General features: G+C 70.7%; 23 protein-coding genes. 14 read left to right on the top strand and 9 right to left on the bottom strand.

Annotated elements, in window-relative coordinates:
* Positions 1–5 precede the first annotated feature (5 nt).
* Positions 6–2,615: an aminopeptidase N gene (gene pepN, locus CXQ97_RS04500; RefSeq protein ID WP_104179634.1), complete on the top strand. Its 2,610-nt coding sequence runs from the start codon at positions 6–8 to the stop codon at positions 2,613–2,615.
* Here the strand turns inward: pepN and CXQ97_RS04495 are convergent.
* The 4 genes from CXQ97_RS04495 to CXQ97_RS04480 all read right to left on the bottom strand — a co-directional run bounded on the left by CXQ97_RS04495 (position 2,600) and on the right by CXQ97_RS04480 (position 5,812).
* Positions 2,600–3,676: a biotin/lipoate A/B protein ligase family protein gene (locus CXQ97_RS04495; protein ID WP_104179633.1), complete on the bottom strand. Its 1,077-nt coding sequence runs from the start codon at positions 3,674–3,676 to the stop codon at positions 2,600–2,602. The genes pepN and CXQ97_RS04495 overlap by 16 nt on opposite strands.
* Before the next feature lie 145 nt (positions 3,677–3,821).
* On the bottom strand, positions 3,822–4,079 hold the full coding sequence (locus CXQ97_RS04490) for a type B 50S ribosomal protein L31 (protein ID WP_055773464.1): 258 nt from the start codon (positions 4,077–4,079) through the stop codon (positions 3,822–3,824).
* A 97-nt stretch (positions 4,080–4,176) separates the two neighbouring features.
* Entirely contained in the window at positions 4,177–5,001 is an 825-nt protein-coding gene (locus tag CXQ97_RS04485; protein ID WP_104179632.1) for an RNA methyltransferase, read from the bottom strand.
* Between the two features lie 25 nt (positions 5,002–5,026).
* On the bottom strand, positions 5,027–5,812 hold the full coding sequence (locus CXQ97_RS04480) for an ABC transporter ATP-binding protein (RefSeq protein ID WP_104179631.1): 786 nt from the start codon (positions 5,810–5,812) through the stop codon (positions 5,027–5,029).
* 182 nt (positions 5,813–5,994) lie between these two features.
* Here CXQ97_RS04480 and serB point away from each other — a divergent pair, with 182 nt between their 5' ends.
* Both serB and CXQ97_RS04470 read left to right on the top strand, forming a co-directional pair.
* Complete coding sequence (gene serB, locus CXQ97_RS04475; protein WP_104179630.1) at positions 5,995–6,879, top strand: phosphoserine phosphatase SerB; 885 nt, start codon at positions 5,995–5,997, stop codon at positions 6,877–6,879.
* Between the two features lie 157 nt (positions 6,880–7,036).
* Complete coding sequence (locus CXQ97_RS04470; protein ID WP_181034970.1) at positions 7,037–7,396, top strand: hypothetical protein; 360 nt, start codon at positions 7,037–7,039, stop codon at positions 7,394–7,396.
* A 32-nt stretch (positions 7,397–7,428) separates the two neighbouring features.
* On the opposite strand, the gene CXQ97_RS04465 is transcribed toward CXQ97_RS04470, so the two are convergent.
* Complete coding sequence (locus tag CXQ97_RS04465) at positions 7,429–8,178, bottom strand: SDR family oxidoreductase (RefSeq protein WP_104179629.1); 750 nt, start codon at positions 8,176–8,178, stop codon at positions 7,429–7,431.
* 46 nt (positions 8,179–8,224) lie between these two features.
* Complete coding sequence (gene fabG / locus CXQ97_RS04460) at positions 8,225–8,962, bottom strand: 3-oxoacyl-ACP reductase FabG (RefSeq protein WP_258062249.1); 738 nt, start codon at positions 8,960–8,962, stop codon at positions 8,225–8,227.
* A gap of 140 nt (positions 8,963–9,102) precedes the next feature.
* Between fabG and CXQ97_RS04455 the strand changes: the two genes are divergently transcribed.
* From CXQ97_RS04455 to CXQ97_RS04445, 3 genes are read left to right on the top strand one after another with little or no spacing between them, the layout of a single operon-like run.
* Positions 9,103–9,525 carry a DUF3099 domain-containing protein gene (locus CXQ97_RS04455; RefSeq protein ID WP_104179627.1) on the top strand — a complete coding sequence of 141 codons (423 nt, stop codon included), beginning with the start codon at positions 9,103–9,105 and terminating at the stop codon, positions 9,523–9,525.
* Positions 9,518–9,808, top strand: coding sequence for a hypothetical protein (locus CXQ97_RS04450; protein WP_258062248.1), 291 nt, complete (start codon positions 9,518–9,520; stop codon positions 9,806–9,808). Before CXQ97_RS04455 ends, CXQ97_RS04450 begins: the two co-directional genes overlap by 8 nt.
* Positions 9,809–10,636: an SURF1 family protein gene (locus tag CXQ97_RS04445; protein ID WP_104179626.1), complete on the top strand. Its 828-nt coding sequence runs from the start codon at positions 9,809–9,811 to the stop codon at positions 10,634–10,636.
* Here CXQ97_RS04445 and CXQ97_RS04440 read toward each other — a convergent pair.
* Positions 10,633–11,043, bottom strand: coding sequence for an MmcQ/YjbR family DNA-binding protein (locus CXQ97_RS04440; RefSeq protein ID WP_104179625.1), 411 nt, complete (start codon positions 11,041–11,043; stop codon positions 10,633–10,635). The two genes, CXQ97_RS04445 and CXQ97_RS04440, sit on opposite strands and share 4 nt — an antisense overlap.
* A gap of 320 nt (positions 11,044–11,363) precedes the next feature.
* Between CXQ97_RS04440 and CXQ97_RS04435 the strand changes: the two genes are divergently transcribed.
* The 5 genes from CXQ97_RS04435 to CXQ97_RS04415 all read left to right on the top strand — a co-directional run bounded on the left by CXQ97_RS04435 (position 11,364) and on the right by CXQ97_RS04415 (position 17,583).
* On the top strand, positions 11,364–12,734 hold the full coding sequence (locus CXQ97_RS04435; protein WP_104179624.1) for a nucleotide sugar dehydrogenase: 1,371 nt from the start codon (positions 11,364–11,366) through the stop codon (positions 12,732–12,734).
* A gap of 40 nt (positions 12,735–12,774) precedes the next feature.
* Positions 12,775–13,770, top strand: a complete 996-nt coding sequence (locus CXQ97_RS04430) for an NAD(P)-dependent oxidoreductase (protein WP_104179623.1) — start codon at positions 12,775–12,777, stop codon at positions 13,768–13,770.
* A 95-nt stretch (positions 13,771–13,865) separates the two neighbouring features.
* Positions 13,866–15,329: a polysaccharide deacetylase family protein gene (locus CXQ97_RS04425; protein ID WP_104179622.1), complete on the top strand. Its 1,464-nt coding sequence runs from the start codon at positions 13,866–13,868 to the stop codon at positions 15,327–15,329.
* Positions 15,330–15,436: 107 nt separating this feature from the next.
* Positions 15,437–16,198: a hypothetical protein gene (locus tag CXQ97_RS04420; protein WP_104179621.1), complete on the top strand. Its 762-nt coding sequence runs from the start codon at positions 15,437–15,439 to the stop codon at positions 16,196–16,198.
* Between the two features lie 50 nt (positions 16,199–16,248).
* Positions 16,249–17,583, top strand: a complete 1,335-nt coding sequence (locus tag CXQ97_RS04415) for a glycosyltransferase family 2 protein (RefSeq protein WP_104179620.1) — start codon at positions 16,249–16,251, stop codon at positions 17,581–17,583.
* Positions 17,584–17,598: 15 nt separating this feature from the next.
* Here CXQ97_RS04415 and CXQ97_RS04410 read toward each other — a convergent pair whose 3' ends face one another.
* Positions 17,599–19,197 carry an ABC-F family ATP-binding cassette domain-containing protein gene (locus tag CXQ97_RS04410; protein ID WP_104179619.1) on the bottom strand — a complete coding sequence of 533 codons (1,599 nt, stop codon included), beginning with the start codon at positions 19,195–19,197 and terminating at the stop codon, positions 17,599–17,601.
* Between the two features lie 167 nt (positions 19,198–19,364).
* Between CXQ97_RS04410 and CXQ97_RS04405 the strand changes: the two genes are divergently transcribed.
* From CXQ97_RS04405 to CXQ97_RS04395, 3 genes are read left to right on the top strand one after another with little or no spacing between them, the layout of a single operon-like run.
* Positions 19,365–20,003 (top strand): biotin transporter BioY, encoded by a 639-nt coding sequence (locus CXQ97_RS04405; RefSeq protein WP_104179618.1) that lies wholly within the window; start codon positions 19,365–19,367, stop codon positions 20,001–20,003.
* The gene (locus CXQ97_RS04400; protein ID WP_104179617.1) at positions 19,996–20,694 is read left to right on the top strand and encodes an energy-coupling factor ABC transporter ATP-binding protein; all 699 of its coding nucleotides are present in this window, start codon (positions 19,996–19,998) and stop codon (positions 20,692–20,694) included. Before CXQ97_RS04405 ends, CXQ97_RS04400 begins: the two co-directional genes overlap by 8 nt.
* Complete coding sequence (locus CXQ97_RS04395) at positions 20,691–21,491, top strand: energy-coupling factor transporter transmembrane protein EcfT (RefSeq protein ID WP_104179616.1); 801 nt, start codon at positions 20,691–20,693, stop codon at positions 21,489–21,491. Before CXQ97_RS04400 ends, CXQ97_RS04395 begins: the two co-directional genes overlap by 4 nt.
* On the opposite strand, the gene CXQ97_RS04390 is transcribed toward CXQ97_RS04395, so the two are convergent.
* Positions 21,481–21,810: a metal-sulfur cluster assembly factor gene (locus CXQ97_RS04390; RefSeq protein WP_104179615.1), complete on the bottom strand. Its 330-nt coding sequence runs from the start codon at positions 21,808–21,810 to the stop codon at positions 21,481–21,483. The two genes, CXQ97_RS04395 and CXQ97_RS04390, sit on opposite strands and share 11 nt — an antisense overlap.
* Positions 21,811–21,822: the final 12 nt, after the last annotated feature.

Genomic DNA, 21,822 nt, shown 5'->3' with positions numbered 1-21,822 from the left:
GCCGGATGGAGAACGAGAATCTGGGCCGCGACGAGGCGGCTGCCCGGTCCGCCCTGCTGCGGACCGAGAGCTACGCCGTCGACCTGGATCTCTCCGGGGCGCGGGACCCGGGGACGACCACCTACCGCACCACCACCACCGTGACCTTCTCCTGCCGGCGGCCCGGCGGCTCCACGTTCCTGGACTTCATCGGCGTCGTCACGGCGCTGGAGCTGAACGGGGAGGCGCTGGACCCCGCGGCGGCCGCGGACGGCGCGCGGATCGCGCTGCACGACCTCGCCGCACACAACACGGTGACGGTCGAGGGACTGGCCCGGTACAGCTCGAGCGGCGAGGGGCTGCACCGGTTCGTGGACCCCGCGGACGGGGAGACCTATCTCTACACGCAGTACGAACCCGCCGACGCGCGCCGCGTCTTCGCCTGCTTCGAGCAGCCGGACCTGAAGGCGTCCTTCTCGTTCGGCGTCACGGCCCCCTCCGGCTGGACGGTGGCCTCCAACGGCGCCGAGGTGGCGGTCGCGCCCCTCGGGACGGCGGATGCTCCGATCTCGCGGTGGACCTTCGCCCCGACCCCGCGCATCTCGACCTACATCACCACGGTGCTCGCCGGCCCCTACCACCGGGAGACCGGTTCCTGGACGGGCGCGGCGGGAACGGCGGCCGACGGACTCGAGATCCCGCTCGCCCTCTACTGCCGCCGCTCGCTGGCGCCCTCCTTCGACGCGCCGGAGATCCTCGACACGACGCGACGCGGCCTGGACTTCTTCCACGACCTGTTCGACTACCCCTACCCCTTCGGCAAGTACGATCAGGCGTTCGTGCCGGAGTACAACCTCGGCGCCATGGAGAACCCGGGCCTCGTGACGTTCACGGAGAACTACGTGTTCCAGTCGGCCGCCACCGAGGCGCAGCGCGAGGCCCGGGCGAACACAATCCTGCACGAGATGGCGCACATGTGGTTCGGGGACCTCGTGACCATGTCGTGGTGGGACGACCTGTGGCTGAAGGAGTCGTTCGCCGACTACATGGGAGCCCTCGCGGTGGCCGAGGCCACGCGCTGGGACACCTCGTGGGTGAGCTTCGCGAACCGCCGGAAGTCGTGGGCCTACGTGCAGGACCAGTTGCCGACGACGCACCCGATCGTCGCGGACATCCCGGACCTCGAGGCGGCGAAGCAGAACTTCGACGGCATCACGTACGCGAAGGGCGCCTCCGTGCTGAAGCAGCTCGTCGCCTTCGTGGGCCGGGACGCCTTCACGGCCGCCGCCCGGCAGTACTTCCGGAAGCACGAGTACGGGAACACGACGCTCGTGGACCTCCTCGACGTCCTCGCCGACGCGACGGGCCAGGACCTCGCGGGCTGGGCCCGCGCCTGGCTGGAGACCTCGGGGGTGCCTTCGCTCCGCGCGGAGGTGACGGCCGCCGACGGCGTCCTCGCGGACGTGACGATCGTCCAGGAGTCGGTGGATCCGGTGACGGGCCGCGACGAACCCCGGCCGCACCGGATCCGGGTGGGCCTCTACACGTTCGACGACGCCGGCTGGCTGGTCCGCTCCGCGGCCGAGGCCGTCACCGTGGAGGGAGCGAGGACGCCGGTGCCCGCCCTCGTGGGAACGGCGCAGCCCGACCTCCTGCTGGTCAACGACGACGACCTCACCTACGCCAAGGTGTCCTTCGACGAGCGGTCCCTCGCCACGCTCCTGACGTCGGTCCACCGGCTGCGGGACCCCCTGGCACGCGCCACCTGCCTGACCGCCCTCTGGTCCGCGACGCGGGACGCGGCCATGCCGGCGTCGTCCTACCTCGATGCCGTGGTGCTCGCCGCCCCTGCCGAGACCGGCGTGGGCGTGCTGCAGGTCCTCCTGGCCAATGCCCGGACCGCGGTCGAGGCCTTCGCGCCGGCCGCCGGCCGCCCGGCACTCCGGGACAGGATGAGCGACGTCCTGGCGGAGGGCCTCCGCGCCGCGGAGCCGGGCTCGGACCTGCAGCTCGCCTGGGCACGCGCCCTCGCTGCCGCGGCGCGCACCGCACCGCGCGCGTGCGACGTCGTCCGCTCCGTCCTGGACGGCGAGGAGGAGATCGCCGGACTGCGCCTCGACGCCGAGCTGCGCTGGTTCTTCCTCCAGGGCCTCGCCGCGCAGCAGCGGGTGCGTCCCGGGGAGCTGGAGGCCCGACGCGGCGAGGACGCGACGGCATCGGGACGCGTGGGCTTCACGCTGGCCTCGGCGGCGATCCCCGACGCCGCCATCAAGGAGGCCACCTGGGAGGAGGCCGTGCGGGGAGAGCGGTTGTCGAACGAACTGCTCGGCGCCGCGATCGAGGGCTTCCGGATCGGCGCACGCGACCTGCTGGGGCGGTACGAGGAGCCCTACTTCGAGGCGATCCGCGGCGTCTGGGCGACGCGCGGGATCGAGATGGCGAGCAGGATCGTCCGGGGACTGTACCCGGGGCACCAGGACCTCGAGGGTGCGCCGGAGCGGCACCCCGTCGTCGTGCGGACCGATGCGTGGCTCGCCGGGCACGCTGACGCACCCGCGGCGCTCCGCCGTATCGTCGTCGAGGAGCGGGACCACCTGCTGCGCTCCCTGAGGGCGCAGGCTCAGGGCACGCGGTAGAGCCAGTCCTCGGTGCCGAACTTGCGGTCCACGAGCTCCTCGGCGCGGCGCAGCTCGTCCCCGGACAGGGTGGCGTCCACGGCGCCGTAGCGGCGACGGAAGGTGGAGATCAGGACGTCGATGATCTCCTCGCGTGTCCTGCCCGTCTGGCGGCGGAGGGGATCCACGCGCTTCTTCGCGCTCCTCGTGCCCTTGTCCGACATCTTCTCCTTGCCGATCCGGAGCACCTCGAGCATCTTGTCGGCGTCGATGTCGTAGCTCATGGTCACGTGGTGCAGCATGCCCCCGTTCGCGAGCCGCTTCTGGGCGGCGCCGCCGATCTTCCCGAGGTCGGTCGCGATGTCGTTGAGCGGCTGGTACCAGGCCGTGATACCGAGCTCCTGCAGCGCTTCCATCACCCAGGCGTCGAGGAAGGGGTACGACTCGGCGAAGCTCATGCCGTCGACGAGGGACTGCGGGACGTAGAGGGAGTACGTGATGGCGTTGCCGTGCTCCATGAACATGGCTCCGCCCCCGCTGATCCTCCGGACCACCGTGACACCGTGCCGGGCGGCGCCCTCCGGGTCCACCTCGTTGCGCACCGACTGGAAGCTGCCGATCACGACGGAGGGCGACTGCCACTCCCAGAACCGGAGCGTGGGGTTGCGGGCGCCGGTGCCGACGTCGTGCGTGAGGACCTCGTCCATCGCGACGTGCATGGCCGTGGAGAGCGGCATGGGCGGGATGATCTCCCACGCGTGGTCCGAGAAGGCGGTGGCCCGCCCCAGGGCACGACGGACGGCGGTGGCGATCGCCTCCGGCGAGAATCCGAACAGGACGGCGGACGGGTCCAGGCGCGCCGTGACGGCGGCGGCGAGTTCCCCGGGCGCGGTGTCGGCGGGGAGCCCCTCGAGTGCCGCGTTGATGTCGAGGAGCGCCTCGTCCGGCTCGAGGAAGAAGTCGCCGTTGACGGAGACGTCAGCGAGGCGACCGTCCCGTACGGCGAGGTCCACGGCCGTGAGCTTGCCGCCCGGTGTCTTGTACTCCCCGTGCAGGCGGGACGTGTCGGATGCCTGTGTCATGATCTGGACCTCCCCGGACCGCCCGCTGCCGGGCGCCTCGGTGTCGTGGCGGATGTCGCGTTAAGCGGGAAAAGCCACGCCGGATCGGCGTGGCTTTCCCTCGGGGACAGCGGGCTCGCGCTCGCGGATCCGGTGCGGAGCTCGGCTACTTCTTGCCGCCGAAGCCCTTGAAGCGGGCGTTGAAGCGCTCGACGCGGCCAGCGGAGTCCATGATGCGCTGCTTGCCCGTGTAGAACGGGTGCGACTCCGAGGAGATCTCGACCTCGATGAGGGGGTAGGTGTTGCCGTCCTCCCACTCGATGGTCTTGGCGGAGCCGACCGTGGACTTGGTCAGGAACGCCTTGTCGGAGGCCAGGTCGCGGAACACGACCGACTGGTACTTGGGGTGGATATCAGACTTCACGGGACTACCTTCTCTGGTTGCCTGGATTTTGCCAGGCACGGGGATGGAGGTGGCAACTGGGCCAGCTAGCAATACTAGCGCAGGAGCCGCGCCGCCGCTAAACCGCGGGCGGGCCGCCGTCGTACCGGCACTCCCAGAAGGCGACGGCGGCCGCGGCGGCGACGTTCAGCGAGTCCACTCCCCGGTGCATCGGGATGGTCAGGGCGACGTCGGCCTCGGCGAGGGCGGCGTCGCTCAGCCCGTCCCCCTCGGTGCCGAGCAGGAGCGCGAGCCGCTCCCGCTCCCGCGCGGGGAACGCGCCCAGCGGCACGGCGCCGGGCACGAGGGCCAGGGCCGCGAGGGTGAAGCCGGCGCCGCGGACGGCGGCGAGGTCCCCGGGCCAGGCGCCGAGCCTCGTCCAGGGCACCTGGAAGACGCTGCCCATGCTGACGCGTACTGCCCGCCGGTAGAGCGGGTCGGCGCTGCGCGGGCTGACCAGGACGGCGTCGATGCCGAGTGCGGCGGCGGACCGGAACACGGCGCCCAGGTTGGTGTGGTCCACCATGTCCTCGATGACCGCGATCCGGCGGGCGGAGGCCAGGATCCCCTCCAGCGGCAGAGGCGCGGGGCGGTGCATCGCGGCCAGGGCACCCCGGTGGAGGTGGAACCCGGTGATCGCCTCGAGCGTCGCCTGCGGCGCGACGAAGGCCGGCACGGAGGGGAAGCGCGCGAGGACGTCCCCGAGGTCCGGCACCCACTTGGGCGCCAGCAGGAACGACCGCGGAGCGTGGCCGGCATCCAGTGCACGGCGCAGCACCTTGGGGCCCTCCGCGATGTAGAGGCCCTCGGCGGGCTCCCGGGCGAGGCGGAGCTGGACGTCGGTGAGGTTCCGGTAGTCCGCGAGGCGCGGGTCGTCGGCCGCCTCGAGTACGATCAGCGGCATCAGCGGGCCGCAGGGCTTCCGCCGGTCACGCCCGGGCGACGGCGCTGTAGCGGCCGTTCTCCTCGGTGAGCTTCAGGGCGACGTCGAACGCCGCACCCAGGTTCTCCTCCGTGAGCACGCCGCCGATCGGGCCGGCCGCGACGACGGCGCCGTCCCGGAGCAGCAGCGCGTGCGTGAAGCCCGGGGGGACCTCCTCGAGGTGGTGCGTGACGAGCACCATGGCGGGGGCCTCCTCGTCGCGTGCCAGCTCGGCGAGGCGCTGCACGAGGTCCTCGCGGCCGGCGAGGTCGAGGCCCGCGGCCGGCTCGTCGAGGAGCAGCAGCTCCGGGTCCGCCATGAGGGCCCGGGCGATCTGGACACGCTTGCGCTCCCCCTCGCTGAGGGAGCCGAAGCGGCGGTTCATGTAGCGGGACACGCCCCACGCGTCGAGCAGGCGGAACGCCCGCCGCTCGTCGAGGCGTTCGTACTGTTCGCGCCAGCGTCCCGTGACTCCGTAGGACGCGGTGACGACGACGTCCAGCACCGTCTCGTGATCGGGTACCTGGGAGGCCAGGGCGGCCGACGCGAGGCCGATCCGGGGCCGCAGCTCGAAGACGTCGACGGCGCCCATGACCTCGTCGAGGATCCCGACGACCCCGCGGGTGGGGTGCAGGCGGGCTCCGGCGAGCTGGAGCAGCGTGGTCTTGCCGGCCCCGTTGGGGCCCATGACCACCCAGCGCTCGCCCTCCCGGACCTGCCAGTCGATGTCATCGAGGAGGGTCTTCCCACTCCTGACGAGGCTCACTCCCGCCAGTTCCAGAACGTTGCACATGGTCCTAGACACTAGGCTAAGGAGCGGCTCCATGGCGAAACCGTCGGGCCTTGCGGGCGGCGGCCGCCGCCGCCCCGCGGATGCGCCCGGCAGACGCGTCCGGCGGCACCCGTGCGGGACGCGCGGACACCCCGGGGCAACGAGCAGACGGCGCCGGCCACGGCGCGGACAGGAGCGCGCACATGCGGGACGACGCCAGGGTGGTCGCCTACGCCCGACACCTCGACGACGGGCACCGCGACGGCCTGTGCTCGGCCCTCCGGGGTCTCGGCGCAGAGGTACGAGCCGCATCCGCCGCCGGGTCGGCGACCTACGACGTCCTGACCCTCGACGTCTCACTCCCCGCCGACGCCTCCCGCGTACGCCCGGGGCTGTCCGGCTGGTGCTCCGCGACCGGCGTCGGCGCGGCCCTCGTCCCCGCACCGGTGTACGCACCCGGTCCGAAGCTGCTGATCATGGACGTCGACTCGACGCTCATCAAGCAGGAGGTCATCGAACTTCTCGCTGCCCACGCGGGCCGCGAGGCGGAGGTGGCAGCGGTGACCGAGGCGGCCATGCGGGGCGAACTCGACTTCGCCCAGTCCCTGCACCACCGCGTGCGCGCCCTCGCGGGCCTGCCGTCCTCCGTCGTCGACGACGTCGTCGCCCGGATCGAACTGAGCGACGGGGCGGAGCAGCTCGTCGCGGCGTACCGGGACGCCGGGCACCGGGTCGGGGTCGTCTCGGGGGGCTTCTCCCAGGTCCTCGCACCCCTAGCCGAGCGCCTCCGCCTCTCCTTCGCGCGGGCTAACGATCTCGAGGTCGAGGCCGGCATGCTCACCGGCCGCGTGGCGGGGGCCGTCGTCGACCGCGGCGAGAAGGAACGGGTGCTCCGCTCGGAAGCCGACCGCTCCGGCGTGCCCCTGGCGTCGACGATCGCCGTGGGCGACGGGGCGAACGACCTCGACATGCTGGCTGCGGCCGGACTCGGCGTCGCGTTCCGGGCGAAACCGGCCGTCCGGGCCGCGTCCGACGCCGCACTGGACCTGCCCGACCTCGATGTCGTGCGGTACTTCTCAGGTCTCTGACGGCTCAGGTCTCTGACGGCGGGCGGCACCACACCCCGGCCCCGATGCCCCGCGGTAATCCCGCCACCCCGGAAGCTCCCGCCGGTGGCACGACGGCTTGCGACGCGGACCCTGAGGAACGTCCTCGCGGGAGGCGTTCGCGCAATGGTCGGGCACGGTGAGCACGAGTGCCCACCACTTCGTCGACGCGCCGTTCTCGCTGCAGGTCGTGGCGCTGGCGGTGCTCGGGGGCAGCACGATCACCCTCATGAGCAGGATGCAGCAGGGCACCGAGGACGACGCCGCGCGGATCGTCGCGACCGTGATCGGGGGCTTCCTCCTCGCGGGCCTGCAGCTCTTCCACTCGGGAGCCGCCATCGGCTACGGGCGATGGCTCGCCTGGTTCGGCTACACGGTGGTGTCCGACATGCCGGGAGGGATCGTGCTGGTCACGCTCCTACGCCTGGTCCGCACGGAGGAACTGATCGCGCAGAGCCGGGCAGAGGCGCCTGCGGACCCTGAGGCGCCCCACGGCTGAACCGCGGGGACGCCTCCGGCCGGGCGGGACGATCAGCCCTTGGCCAGGAAGTCCTCGGCGCCGCCCACGTACTCGGTGTGGCCGGTCGGGACATCGGCGGTCACCATCCTGACGATCTCGGCCGCGAACTCCGCCACCGAGTAGAGGCGCCCGGCCTCCTGGCGGCGGGCCTCGAGGGCGCCGGGGGTCGCGCGGTCGAGCAGGGTCGCGGTGACCGTGCCCTCGATCATGTCCCCCGACACGACGACGAGCGTGATGCCCTTCTCCTCGAGCTGCGGGATCAGGGCACGCAGTGCGTCCTCACCGGCCCGCTTGCTGCGGGCGACCGGCTCGTAGGCGTCCATCGTCTCCACCTTCTCGATGAAGTGCGCCTGGTGGCTCGTGACGAAGACGACGCGCGAGCCCGCGGGCATGACCTCGACGGCGGCGGTGAGCATGGCGACCTGCGCGTCGCGGTTGAGCCGGAGGGCGTAGTCCTCCCCCATCGACGTCTCCATGCCGCCCGATGCGTTCAGCACCAGCAGGTCGAGCCCGCCGAACCCGGACACGGCGGCGTCCACCAGGGCCGCCGGCCCCTCGGCGGCGGTCAGGTCGGCGCCCACGGCGACGGCCCTCCCGCCCGCGGCCTCGATCCCGGCGACGACCTTGTTCGCACGGGGCGCCTTCTGCCGGTAGTTGACGACGACGGCGACGCCCTGCGCTGCCAGCAGCTGCGCGACGTCGGCTCCGATGCCGCGGGACGATCCGGTGACGATCGCTGTGGTTCCCTCGAGGGTGGCCATGATGCTCCTTCTGCTCGAAATCTTGAATGGTGCGGGTGCTGGGGCGTCAGTGGCCCATGCCGAGGCCGCCGTCGACGGGGATGACGGCGCCGGAGATGTACGCGGCGGCGTCGCCGGCCAACCAGGACACGACGCCGGCCACCTCGTCCGGGGAGGCGAAGCGCCCTGCGGGGATCGTGGCGAGGTAGTTCTTGCGCGTCTCCTCCGGCAGCTCCGCGGTCATGTCCGTGTCGATGAAGCCGGGCGCCACCACGTTGGCCGTGATGCCCCGCGATCCCAGCTCGCGGGTGAGGGACCGGGCGATGCCGACGAGGCCCGCCTTGGAGGCGGAGTAGTTGATCTGGCCGGGTGCGCCGTACAGCCCCGTGACGCTCGAGATCAGGATGACGCGGCCGCGCCGGAGGCGGATCATGCCGCGCGACGCCCGCTTGACCACCCGGAACGCACCGGTGAGGTTGGTGTCGATCACGTCGGTGAAGTCCGCCTCGGTCATGCGCAGGAGCAGGACGTCCCGCGTGATCCCGGCATTGGCGACGAGGACCTCCACGGGGCCGTGCTCCGCCTCGACCTGCGTGAACGCGGCATCGATCTGCTCCTCGCTCGTCACGTCGGCCCGGACGCCGAGCATGCCCTCGGGAACCTCACCACTTCGGTACGTGATGGCAACCCTGTCGCCGTTGGCTACGAATACCTTTGCGATAGCAAGGCCGATGCCCCGGTTGCCGCCCGTGATCAGGACGCTCCGACCGGTCGCCGTCGTCGTGCTGTCTGCATCAGGTGCCAAGGGGAGAACTCCTCTGTCTATGGGCCGGAGGCGGTCCATACCGTCCCCGCCGAACTGTCCCGACGATCCTAGCGGCGCATCCCTCGACTTCGGGAACGGGGCCCGGAGTGAGACAATTGAGGGAGTCTTTTTGGAGTGTGATGAGCAACAAATCGAAGCACAACACAGACGTCCACAGCATCTCCGACGCTCGTGTCGGTCACAGCGACGAGATGCGGACCCGCATGATCCGGTACACGGTGTCGATGAGCATCCGCCTCGTCTGCTTCGTCCTGGTCTTCGTGGTCCCGTACGTGTGGCTGCAGTGGGTCATGATCGCCGGGGCGGTGTTCCTGCCGTACTTCGCCGTGATCGTGGCGAACGGCGGCAGCGACACGAGCAACATCCGGCACAGCGACGCGCTGATCGACCGCGCCCCGGTCCGCGAGATCGAGGCCAGGGTCCTCGACTCCGCTCCCGACGACGGCGACGCCGTCCTGAGCGGGGAGGTCCTCGACGACATGCCGCCTGCGCAGCACGGCTCGCATGCCGCCGGTCACGGCAGGTCCGGCGCCGATGCCTGACGCTGCGCCGCTCGGGGGACCCGCCGTCGGCTCGACGGCGGGTCTCGCGCTGTTCCAGACACCGCTCCCCGCGGGCGGCCCCGTGTGCTCCCGCAAGGGCTGCCGCGATGACGCCGCCTGGCAACTCCTCTGGAACAACCCGCGCATCCACACGCCCGAGCGCCGGAAGGCGTGGGCCTCGTGCCCCGGGCACGTCGCATGGTTCGAGGACTACCTCAGGGATCGGGGCCTCTGGAAGCAGACCCTCCCCCTCATACCCGACCGACCGATGGAGACCCGCTAGGTGTACCGCTTCCTCGTGTCCGCGCGCTGGCTCGGCTGGCTCGCCATGGTGATCGTGCTGGCTGCGGGCTGCGTGGGTCTCGGTCGCTGGCAGCTCGACCGCCGCGAGGAGGTCGTGCAGGACATCCAGCGCATCGAGGCCAACTACGACGCCCCGCCCGCGCCCTACGTGCCGGGGACGAACGGCTTCGACAGCTACGACCCCGACCGCGAGTGGACGCCCGTCACCTTCACCGGGACCTACGACGTCGCCCACCAGGTGGTCGTGCGCAACCGACCCCTCAACGGGCAACCGGGCTATGAGGTCCTGACGCCCCTGCGCCTCGACGACGGCACCGCGGTGGTCATCGACCGCGGCTGGCTCCCGATCGGCAATGCGGAGGCGGGGCGCCCCGACGAGGTCCCCGCACCGCCGTCGGGCCGGGTCGAGGTCACGGCCCGGACGAAGGCGGGCGAACCGGCGGTCAACCGCGGTGCCCCCGAAGGGCAGGTCGCGTCGATCGACCTCCCCGCGCTCGCGGACCGCCTGGACTACCCGCTGCAGGACGCCGCCTACGGCCTGCTCGCGCTGGAGCGGCCGGCGGCAGCCGAGACGCCGGTCGCGGCACCCAAACCGTCCATCGACGAGGGTCCGCACCTCTCCTACTCCATGCAGTGGTTCGCGTTCGGCGTGCTCGCCTTCGTGGGCCTAGGGTATGCGGCGCGCCAGCAGCGCAAGGGCGACGCCGAGCAGGACGGCACGGCTCCGCGGCACCCGCCCCGCCGTCGCCGGCGGCCCTCCTCGGAAGAGGAGGAGGACGCCATCCTCGACTCGCAGGGGATCCGCTAGGAGCCCTCGGCGGCGGCCGCTGCCGGCCAGCCGAGCGCCTGCCGGTCCGCCGCGGGCAGGGCGGAGACGACCAGGTCGTAGGAATCCTCGATCATGTCGCGCACCGTTCCGGGCGGAAGGTCCCCGTCGAGCCTCACACCGTTCCAGTGCCTCTTGTCGAGGTGCCACGCACCCGTGATCTCGGGGTGCGCGGCGCGCAGCTGCACTGCCAGGGCCGGCTCGCACTTGAGGGAGATGGAGGGCGGGCGGCCGTCCACGCCGGTGAGGGCGAAGATCTTCCCGGGAGTCCGCGTTCGGCCGCGACGATCGACCCGGACGCGGAAGACCGCGACGCCGGGGCCGAAGGGATAGTCCTCGTAGGCGCCCGGGAAGGACAGGCACGAGGTCCGGAGCCAGTCGAAGTCCACGCGATCACCCTAGCGGCAGCCGGCCGGGCACGAGTAGCCGCCGGTATGGTAGCCGCCGGACGTCGGCCCCGCCAGTAATCGCCCCTGTTCCTACGCGTAGCCACCGAGTGACTTCGGGTGGTACTTGCAGGTGTTCCGGACCGGAGTCGAGTGGATCTCACTCGTGCGTGCGCGCAGGGCCCTTCGTAGAGTTTTGGCGACGGACGATGAATTCGTCGACTGTCGTAAATGTTCCAAGGCTCCGAATCAGGGATTCCGGGCATTTTGTCGGCCACCTCACCGGCCAGCGACGGAACCGCCGATCAAAAAAGGACGAAGTTATGACTGGAAATCTGGTTGCTGGTCCGAAATTGTCGAACAGGCACAATGCACCACAACTCCTGGAAGCTCCCGCCCCGGTCTTCGAGCCGGCGCCGGAACAGCAGGAACAGGCCTTCGAGTTCGATGTCGCGATCGTCGGCATGGGCTATGTCGGGCTGCCGACGGCGCTCGCCTTCACCGCCGCCGGCGCGAGGGTCCTCGGCGTCGACGCGAGCACCTCCCGCCTGGACGTCATCCGGAACGGACGCGCGGACCTGGTGAACTCCGACCGGGAGCGCCTGACCCGGGCGCTGGCCGACCCGTACTTCGAACTCACCTCCGACTCCACCCGCCTGTCCCAGGCGGCCGCCGTCATCATCTGCGTCCCTACGCCGGTGGACGCCTACCTGGTCCCCGACCTCGCCATCCTCAGCAGCGCCTGCCAGACCGTCGTCGAGCAGGCCGTGAGCGGCCAGCTGCTGCTCCTCACCTCCACGACCTACGTCGGCTGCACCCGGGACCTGCTCGCGACCCCGCTCGCACGCCGCGGACTCGTGCCGGGCAGCAATATCCACCTGGCTTTCAGCCCGGAACGCATAAACCCGGGTGCCGACAATTTCGCCCACGAGGACGTCCCCCGCGTCGTCGGTGGAATCACGAAGAGCTGCACGACGGCGGCCGTGTCACTCATCGGCACGTACACCCGCTCCATTCACGTCGTGAGTTCCGCGGACGCCGCGGAGATGACGAAACTCGTCGAGAACACCTTCCGTGCCGTGAATATCGGCCTCGCGAACGAATTCGCCGATATGTCCCATTCCCTGGACCTCGACGTCATGGAGGTGATCGGCGCTGCGGCGACCAAGCCCTACGGCTTCATGGCCTTCACGCCGGGCCCGGGAGTGGGCGGCCACTGCATCCCCTGCGACCCCCACTACCTGCTCTGGCAGATGCGCAAGCTCCGCCTGTCGACGCCGGTGATCGAGCAGGCGATGAATGCGATCGCCGCCAGGCCCGGCAAGGTGGTCGACCGCATCCGCAAGATCCTGTCGGACCGCGACAAGGGCCTTCACTCCGCGCGGGTCCTCGTCGTCGGCGTGGCCTACAAGCCGGATGTGGAGGACCTGCGGGAGTCCCCCGCCCTGGAGATCCTCTCGAGCCTCATCGAGGAGGGCGCCGTGGTGGGTTACCACGACCACCTGATCCCCACCGTGCGGCTCGCCGACGGCACCATGCTCGAGCACGACGCCGACCCCGGAGCATTCGAGGCCGACCTGGTGCTCCTCCACACCGCGCACAGCTCGGCGGACGTCACCTGGATCTCCCCCGAGATCCCCGTACTGGACTCCACGTTCCGCCTGGCCCTCGGGACGAACATTTTCCACCTCTAAGACGCATCACCCCCGAAACGAATCAGCTGGGAGAACGAGCATGAGAACTGTCATCACGGGCGGTGCCGGCTTCATCGGCAGCCACCTCACCGAGTACCTGCTGGAGGCGGGAGACACCGTCACGGTCCTGGACGACCTGTCCACCGGCTCCCTCGACAACCTGAAGGACGTCTGGGACAACCCGTCCTTCACCTTCCGCAAGGGCAGCATCCTCGACCGGGACGCCGTCCGGGAGGTCGTCACCGGATCGGACCGCGTCTTCCATCTGGCGGCTGCGGTGGGTGTGCACCTGATCGTGGACCACCCGCTCGAGAGCCTCCGCACGAACATCCACGGCACCGAGGTCGTACTCGACGCCTGCCGCGACGCACGGGTGGATCTCCTGCTGGCCTCCACCAGCGAGATCTACGGCAAGAACACCGCCGACCGGTTGTCGGAGGACTCCGACCGCATCCTGGGCTCCCCGCTCAAGTCGCGGTGGACCTATGCGGCGGCGAAAGGGATCGACGAGGCCTTCGCCCACGCCTACTGGCGTGAGTACGGGTTGCAGGTCTCCATCGTGCGGTTGTTCAACACCGTCGGTCCTCGCCAGACCGGCCGCTACGGCATGGTCGTGCCGAACCTCGTGGGCCAGGCGCTCCGTGGCGAGCCGCTCACCGTGTTCGGCGACGGCAAGCAGACGCGCTGCTTCTCCTACGTCGGGGACATCATCCCGGCGCTGGTGCGCATCGCCGAGGAGCCGGCGACCCGCGGGCTCGCGGTGAACCTGGGGGGCCTGCAGGAGATCTCCATCCTCGACCTGGCCGAGCGGTCGATCAAGCTGCTCGGCAGCAGCAGCATCATCAGTCTCGTCCCCTACGAGGAGGCCTACGGCGCCGGCTACGAGGACATGCGGCGCAGGGTCCCGGACAACTCCCTCGCAGGACGGCTCGTCCGGTTCAAGCCGACCACGACCGTGGACACGATCATCCTCAAGGTGGCCAAGTCGATGCTCTCCACCGCCCCGGGTGAGGTGCCGGCCGGAGCCACTAGGTGACGCGAACCCGCCGACGAAGGGCCCGGAAGGCCCTTCGACGCGGGGCCGCGGGCCCGGGCGACCGAACGCACAGGCATCCTACGGATCTGTTCAGCATGACCGCGACACTGCTCCTCGTCGTCCTCCTGCTCGGTGCATCGATCAGCGGATCGGGGCCGGCGCACTCCGCTGTGGGCGCCGAGCCCCCGGCCGGCACGCCGCGGACGGTGGTGAGCCTGACGTTCGACGACGGACACGACGACCAGGTCGATGCCGCCCGCGTCCTGAGTGGGTACGGGCTCAGGGGCACCTTCTTCGTGTCGTCGGGCCTCATCGCCGACGAGCCCGGGCCGACGGATCCGATGCCCACCAAGATGACGCTCGCCCAGCTACGGGACCTCCAGGCCGCCGGTCATGAGATCGGCGGCCACACCGTGACCCACGCCGATCTGGCGGAGATGGACGCGGAGGAAGCGCAGCGCCAAGTATGCAACGACAGGACCAAGCTGGTGGAACTCGGACTGGACGTCACCAATTTCGCCTACCCGTACGGGACGGCGAGCCGTGACCTGGAGCAGATCGTCGCGGGGTGCGGCTACAACAGCGCCCGCGGTCTGGGAGACATCCGGAGCCCCGAGCTGCCCCGGGTGACCTTCACCTGCGAGGAGTGCCCGGTCGCCGAGACCATCCCGCCGGCCGATCCCTTCAGGACCAAGGCACCGAATCAGGTGGAGAACACCTGGACACTGGCCGACCTGCAGAAGACCGTCACCGATGCCGAGACCACGGGCGGATGGCTGCAGCTCACCTTCCACCACATCGACGCCACCGGCGCGTCGTTGTCCGTCCCGCCGTCGGTGTTGGACGCCTTCGCGGCCTGGCTGGCCGCTCGCGCGCCGCTCGGCACCGTGGTCCGGACCGTGGACGAGGTCATCGGAGGATCGCAGCAGGAGACGGTCGAGTACCCTCCTGCACCCCGTGCCGGGAACCTCCTCCGCAACCCCGGCCTCGAGACGCCGAGCCACGACAGTGCATTGCCGGCCTGCTGGCAGAGCGTCGGCTGGGGGGAGAACCGCCCCTCCTTCACGGTGGTGGAGGACGCCCACTCGGGCGACGTGGGCAGCCGGCTGGACCTGGCCGACTACGTGGGCGGCGACGCCAAACTCCTGCCGACCCTCGACCTGGGCACGTGCTCCCCGCCGGTGGAGTCGGGCAGGGCCTACGACCTCGGCACCTGGTACAAGTCCACGGGAGAGACGCAGTTCGAGATCTACGTCCGCGACTCCGACGGAAGCTGGACGCACTGGACCTCGAGCCCTCCCTTCCCCCCGACCGACGAGTGGACCCACGCGACGTACACCACGCCGCCCATCCCCCGTGACGTCGACGGATTGAGCTTCGGCCTCAACCTCCGGCAGGCGGGGACGCTCGTCACCGACGACTACAGCCAGGAGGTGGACATCACCTGGGACGAGTTCCTGACGCGCAGCATCGCCGCGACCTGGGCCCAGGTCCGCCGCACCTTCACGGCGCCCTTCGACAACCCGGCGTCCCTGAGCATCCTGGCCTCGCCATGGTGACCACGGGAACGGGTGCGGGCGCCCACGCAGCACGCGCTGCGGACGATCGACCGGCGGGGAACCCCCGCAGGACCCTCCACGAACCGACAGCGAGAAAGGATCCACCGGTGGCAGTCCGCACCCGATCCCCCCGGCGCACGATCGTGCTGGCGGTTGCGGCTGTCGCGCTGCTCCTCGCCGGCACGACGGCGATCGTCGCCACGCAGGGGAAGAGCAAGTACCCCTGGCACACGGACATCGTCTCCACGACCTTCTGGGTGGGGGAGATCCACGACCCGGACGCGGAGGACGGCAGCCAGGAGTTCTCCACCTACGACTCGCGGTGGATGGAGAGCTACGGAGGGTGCGACGGCATCCGGACGGCCGACGGCTGCAGCACGGAACCTCGTGTGGCCTCCAACGGCTACTTCCCCAGCAGCATGACGCCCCTGCAGAACCCGTTCTACCTGGACCTGCCGTTCGACGACCTCAACAATCCCGAGGCCTTCGCCCAGCGCGGCACCGTCATCCCCTGGGCGGCGGAGGAGGCCGCGGACAACCCGGCGCTCCTGACGAGCAGGCAGCACAGCTTCATGAAGAACCGTTGGGTGAAACTGAGGAAGGGCTCCGCCGTGTGCTACGGGCAGATCCAGGATGCTGGACCGGCGGTGTACGACGACAGCGCGTACGTCTTCGGCACGGACGACCGACGTCCCGCGAGCACCGAGTACAGCGGTGCCGGCCTGGACGTGTCCCCCGCCATCAACGGCTGCCTGGGGTTCAGCGACCTCGACGGTCAGGACGACCGCGTCGACTGGCAGTTCGTCGACGAGGAGGACGTCCCGGACGGGCCCTGGCGGCGCATCGTCACCACCAGCCAGGTCCAGTAAGTGGGCGCCGCGATGATCCCCTTCACCCCTCGTCCCGATAATGGAGAATCATGGATGTCCTGACCTACGTAGTCGTGGTCCTGCTGGTGATCGGTGTCAGCACGACCTTCTGGAGCCTCGTCGGTCTGGGCCGCAGCATCGGCGAGGTGTTCCGCCGCCTGACCTCCACCCGCCGGGGAGGTCCGCCCCGGGGCACCCCCGACGTCAGCCAGGTGGCGGTCCTGATCGCCGCCCACAACGAGGCGGCCTCGATCGAGCAGTCGCTCCGTGCGGCGTCGGCGCTGGTGGCACCGGCGAACATCCACGTGGTGTCCGACAGGTCCAGCGACGCCACCGTCCCCATCGCGCAGGGCATGGGCGTCAACGTCCTGGACCTCACCGTCAACCGCGGCAAGGCCGGAGCCCTGGCGGAGGGAATCCGGTACTTCGAGCTCTGCGACCGTTTCGAGGTGGTCCTCATCCTCGACGCCGACACGCGCCCGACCAAGGAGTACCTGACGACCGGCCTCCCCCTCTTCGCCGACCCTGGGGTCGCCGCCGTGGCCGGCCGCGCGAAGTCCATCGTCGGGACCGGCCGCCGCCCCCTGCTCGGGCGCTTCCTCGTGGCGTACCGGGACAGGCTGTACCTCATCGTGCAGCTGCTGCTCAAGTACGGGCAGGCGGCCAAGGGCGCGAACGTGGTGAACATCGTGCCCGGCTTCGCGAGCATGTACCGCACCTCGGTCCTTCGGCACATCGACGTCGCGGGCCGCGGGCTGGTCATCGAGGACTTCAACATGACCTTCGACGTGCACGCGAGGAAGCTCGGACGCATCGCCTTCCATCCCTCGGCGGCCGTCGCGTACACGGAGGATCCTGACAACCTCGGGGACTACATGCGCCAGATCCGGCGCTGGAACCTGGGGTTCTGGCAGACCGTCCGGCGGCACCGCTTCCGGTTCTCCAAGTTCTGGGTGAACCTGTGGGTGCACATCATCGAGATCGTCGTCAGCGGGGTGCTCCTCCTGACCCTGCTGCCCCTCCTCGCACTGTCCCTGGTCTTCGACGCGCTGCCGGCCGAGATGCAGCAGGTGCCGCAGCCCGTCGACTGGATCGCCAACGCCCTGCCGGTGGAGGCCGTGCTCGTGGGTGTGCTGCTGCCCGACTTCCTGCTGTCGGTCCTGGCGGCCGTGCTGCTCAGGCGCCCGGGCTACCTGCTCTTCGGGCTGCTGTTCCCCCTGGTGCGCATGCTGGACGCGGCGATCTGCCTGAGTCAGATCCCGAAGGCGTTCGTCACGGCCGGATCGAGCGGGATCTGGACGAGCCCGCGACGACGAGCGGCGGTCGGTCACCCGCCGATGCGCACGGTACCCGCCCTCGAGTCCCGTGCGGTCGACGCGGCATGACGGCTCCAGCCGAGATCAGGCCAGTGTGACGAGTTCCAGGTAGTCGGAGTTCCAGAGGTCCTCGACGCCGTCGGGCAGCAGGACGACGCGCTCGGGGTCGAGGGCGTCCACCGCTCCCTCGTCGTGGCTGACCATCACCACGGCTCCGCTGTAGTTCCTGAGCGCCCCGAGGATCTCGGCGCGGCTGGCGGGGTCGAGGTTGTTCGTCGGCTCGTCGAGGAGCAGCACGTTGGCCGAGGACGCGACGATCGTGGCGAGCGCCAGGCGGGTCTTCTCGCCGCCGGAGAGCACACCGGCGGGCTTGTTGACGTCGTCGCCGGAGAACAGGAACGAGCCGAGGATGCCGCGCACCTCGGCGTCCTGCATGTCCGGTGCCGAGGACTTCATGTTCTCGAGGACGGTCCGCTGCGTGTCGAGCGTCTCGTGCTCCTGCGCGTAGTACCCGACCTTGAGGCCGTGGCCGGCGATCACCTTCCCGGTGTCGGGCGTGTCCACCCCGGCGAGCATGCGCAGCAGGGTCGTCTTCCCCGCGCCGTTGAGCCCGAGGATCACCACCTTGGAACCGCGGTCGATCGCCAGGTCGACGTCGGTGAAGATCTCGAGCGAGCCGTAGGACTTGCTGAGGCCCTCCGCCGTCATGGGCGTCTTGCCGCACGGCGACGGGTCCGGGAAGCGCAGGGCCGCGACGCGGTCCGAGGTGCGCACGGCGTCGAGCCCGCCGAGCAGCCGCTCCGCGCGCTTGGCCATGTTCTGGGCGGCGACGGCCTTGGACGCCTTGGCGCGCATCTTGTTCGCCTGGTCCATGAGGACGTGCGCCTTCTTCTCCGCATTCGCACGCTCGCGCTTGCGCGCACGCTCGTCCGTCTCGCGCTGCAGCTGGTACCGCTTCCAGCCCATGTTGTAGATGTCGATCGTCCCGCGGTTCGCGTCGAGCTGGAACACCTTGTTCACGGTGGCCTCGAGGAGCTCCACGTCGTGGCTGATGACGATCAGGCCCCCCTGGTGGTTCTTGAGGAACTCGCGGAGCCAGGTGATGGAATCGGCGTCGAGGTGGTTCGTGGGCTCGTCGAGGAGCATGGTCTCGGCGCCCGAGAACAGGATGCGGGCGAGCTCCACGCGCCGGCGCTGGCCGCCGGACAGGGTCTTGAGGGGCTGGTTGAGGATGCGCTCGGGCAGCGAGAGGTTGGAGGAGATGGACGCCGCCTCGGCTTCGGTCGCGTAGCCGCCGCCCGCGAGGAACGCCGTCTCGATGCGGTCGTACCGGGCCATCGCCTTGTTCCGCACCGACGTCTTCTCGCTCGCCATGTCCTCGTGCGCCTGGCGCAGCTCCCCGACGACGGCGTCGAGGTTGCGGGCGGACAGGATGCGGTCGCGGGCGAGCTGCTCCATGTTCGGCGTCCGGGGATCCTGCGGCAGGTACCCGATCTCGCCCGAGCGGGTCACCGTGCCGCCGGCGGGCAGCGACTCACCCGCCAGCACCTTCGTGAGCGTCGTCTTGCCGGCGCCGTTGCGCCCCACGAGCCCGATCTTGTCGCCCTTGTCGACCCGGAAGGAGACCTCGTCCATGAGCAGGCGGGCTCCGGCCCGGAGCTCCAGGTTCGATACGCTAATCACGGTGGGGCCTTTCGATGGTGCCGGAGACGGCGTTTGTTGTAGGAATCCCACAAGGGAGTCCCTGATGACCGGCGCTAGTCTCGGTACAGAAGCAGTTGCGGCTGGAGGAATCCGACAGATCACCGGAGTGGCCGGTGCGACTCCGGCCCGCTGAAGGAGGATGTGCCATGCAGCCAGCCGGGAAAACCGATGCAGGACCGGCCCGCACCCGCCGGCCGTCGTCCCGCACACGGTGGGATGCCACCGATCTCTCGCTGGTCGCGGTCTTCGCCGCCCTCATCGCCGCCCTTGCAATCCTACCCGGTATCCCGGTGGGCCCGCTCGGGGTGCCGATCACACTGCAGACGCTCGGCGTGATGCTCGCCGGGATCGTGCTCGGACCGGCCCGCGGAACGGCCGCCGTGCTGCTGTATCTCGTCGCAGGGCTGATCGGCCTGCCCGTGTTCAGCGGTTTCAGTGGGGGCTTCGGCGTGCTCGCCGGACCGTCGGCCGGCTACCTCGTGGCGTTCCCGCTGGCGGCCCTCGTGTCCGGGCTCCTGGCCGTCGTCGTCCTTCGCCGGGCGAAGCGCTCCAGGACGCTCCTGCTGTTCCTCGCGTGCCTCGCCGCGAGCCTGCTGACGATCCACCCGCTCGGCATCGCCGGGCTGGTCGTCAACGCGGGGCTGCCCGTGCGGGACGCGATCGTCGTCGATGCCGCGTACCTGCCCGGTGACGTCGTGAAGAACCTGCTGGCCGCGGTGCTCGCCGTGTCGGTCCACCGCGCCTTCCCGCGGCTCCTCGCGGGGCGGCCCGTGCCGCGTGCTTGAGTTCAGCGGCGCGGCGGTCCGCACGGACGACGGGCGGACACTCCTCCATCCGCTCACCCTCACCCTGTCCGAGCGGCGGGTCTCGGTGATCGGGCCCAACGGTTCCGGCAAGTCGACCTTCCTGCGGCTCGTCAACGGCCTCCTCGTCCCCACCTCGGGGTCGGTCGCCGTCTTCGGCCGGGACACGCGGTCGCAGGGACACGCGGTGCGGCGCAGCGTCGGCTTCGTGTTCACCGATCCCCTGTCGCAGCTCGTCATGCCCACGGGTCGCGAGGACGTGGAATTGTCCCTGCGGAGCCGGAAGCTGCCGGCCGCGGACCGGCGGCGGGCCGGCGAGGCCGTCCTGCGGCGGTTCGGCATCGAGCACCTGGCCGACCGCAGCATCTACGATCTCTCCGGCGGCGAACGCCAGATCCTGGCCCTCGCCGTCGTCCTCGCCGTGGAGCCGCGCGTGCTCGTCGCCGACGAGCCCACGACGTTGCTGGACCTCCGCAACGACGCCCGTGTCCGGGCGCTCGTCGCCGGACTCGACCAGCAGGTCGTCTTCACGACCCACAACCTGGACTTCGCCCTCGAGAGCGACAGGACGCTCGTCGTCGACGACGGCCGGATCGTCTTCGACGGGCTGCCGAGGGACGCGGTGGCGCGGTACCGCGAGATCGCGGCGACGGCGGGGGTCGGCGGCCCGTGAGGGGGTACGGCAGCACGCTCGGTCTCTACCAGCCCGGCTCCGGCTTCCTCTACCGGACACCGCTGCCGGTGAAGGCCGTCGTGTCCCTGGCGTGCGCCGTCGTCGTGATCGCGTGGCGGTCACCGGCGACCAGCGCGGTGGCGCTCGTGCTGTCCCTCGCGGCGCTGACCATCGGGGCGCACCAGTCCCCGGCGCGGATCCTCCGGATGCTGCTGCCGGCGGCACCCGTGCTCGGGATCCTCGCGGTCTACCAGGGCGTGTCCCAGGGCTGGCTGCACGCCGTCGCGGTCGTCGGCGGCATCGCGGCCTGCCTGCTCGCCGCCCGGGCCGTCACCCTCACGACCCCGACGCAGGACCTGCTCGACGGCGTGGCGCGGCTGGCCCGGCCGTTCCGCGCGGTCGGCGCCGACCCCGAGCGGTTCGCCCTCGCCCTCTCCATCATGCTGCGCAGCATCCCCTATCTCGCGGGCCTGTTCGTCGACGTCCGCGAGGCGGCGCGTGCGCGCGGCCTCGACCGCCATCCGCGCGTCGCGGTCACGCCCCTGGTGGTCGGGGCCGTCGCCTACGCGCACCGCACAGGTGAAGCCCTCGCCGCCCGCGGTCTGGGTGGTGCCGTCGACGAGGAGGGCATCGGGGAGGGCCGCCCCGAGGACAGCGGTTCCGGCGCGGGTCGGACGCCTCCCCGCGCGCCGGGCGGGGAGCGCACCGACCCGTGGGACGCGGGAGGGCGGCCCCGGCTGTCGCCTGGACCACCCTCTCGTACGGGCGTCGCGCCCCCGCGACACCTCAGATGTTGAAGCCGAGGGCCCGCATCTGGTCGCGGCCGTCCTCGGTGATCCGTTCGGGACCCCACGGCGGCATCCACACCCAGTTGAGCCGCCACGCGTCGACCACGCCGTCCAGCGCCTGACCCACCTGCTCCTCGAGCACGTCGGTCAGCGGGCAGGCCGCAGTGGTGAGGGTCATGTCGATCAGGAGGGCGCCGTCCTCCGCGTAGTTCAGGCCGTAGAGGAGGCCGAGGTCGACGATGTTCACGCCGAGCTCCGGGTCGATCACGTCCCGCAGCGCTTCCTCGATGTCATCCAGCGCGGTCTGCGCCTGCTGCACGTCACTCATCCGACTCTTCCT

The organism is Arthrobacter sp. B0490, assembly GCF_002929355.1.
Lineage (GTDB): Bacteria > Actinomycetota > Actinomycetes > Actinomycetales > Micrococcaceae > Arthrobacter_D.
This window is presented reverse-complemented; position numbering and strand designations above follow the sequence as displayed.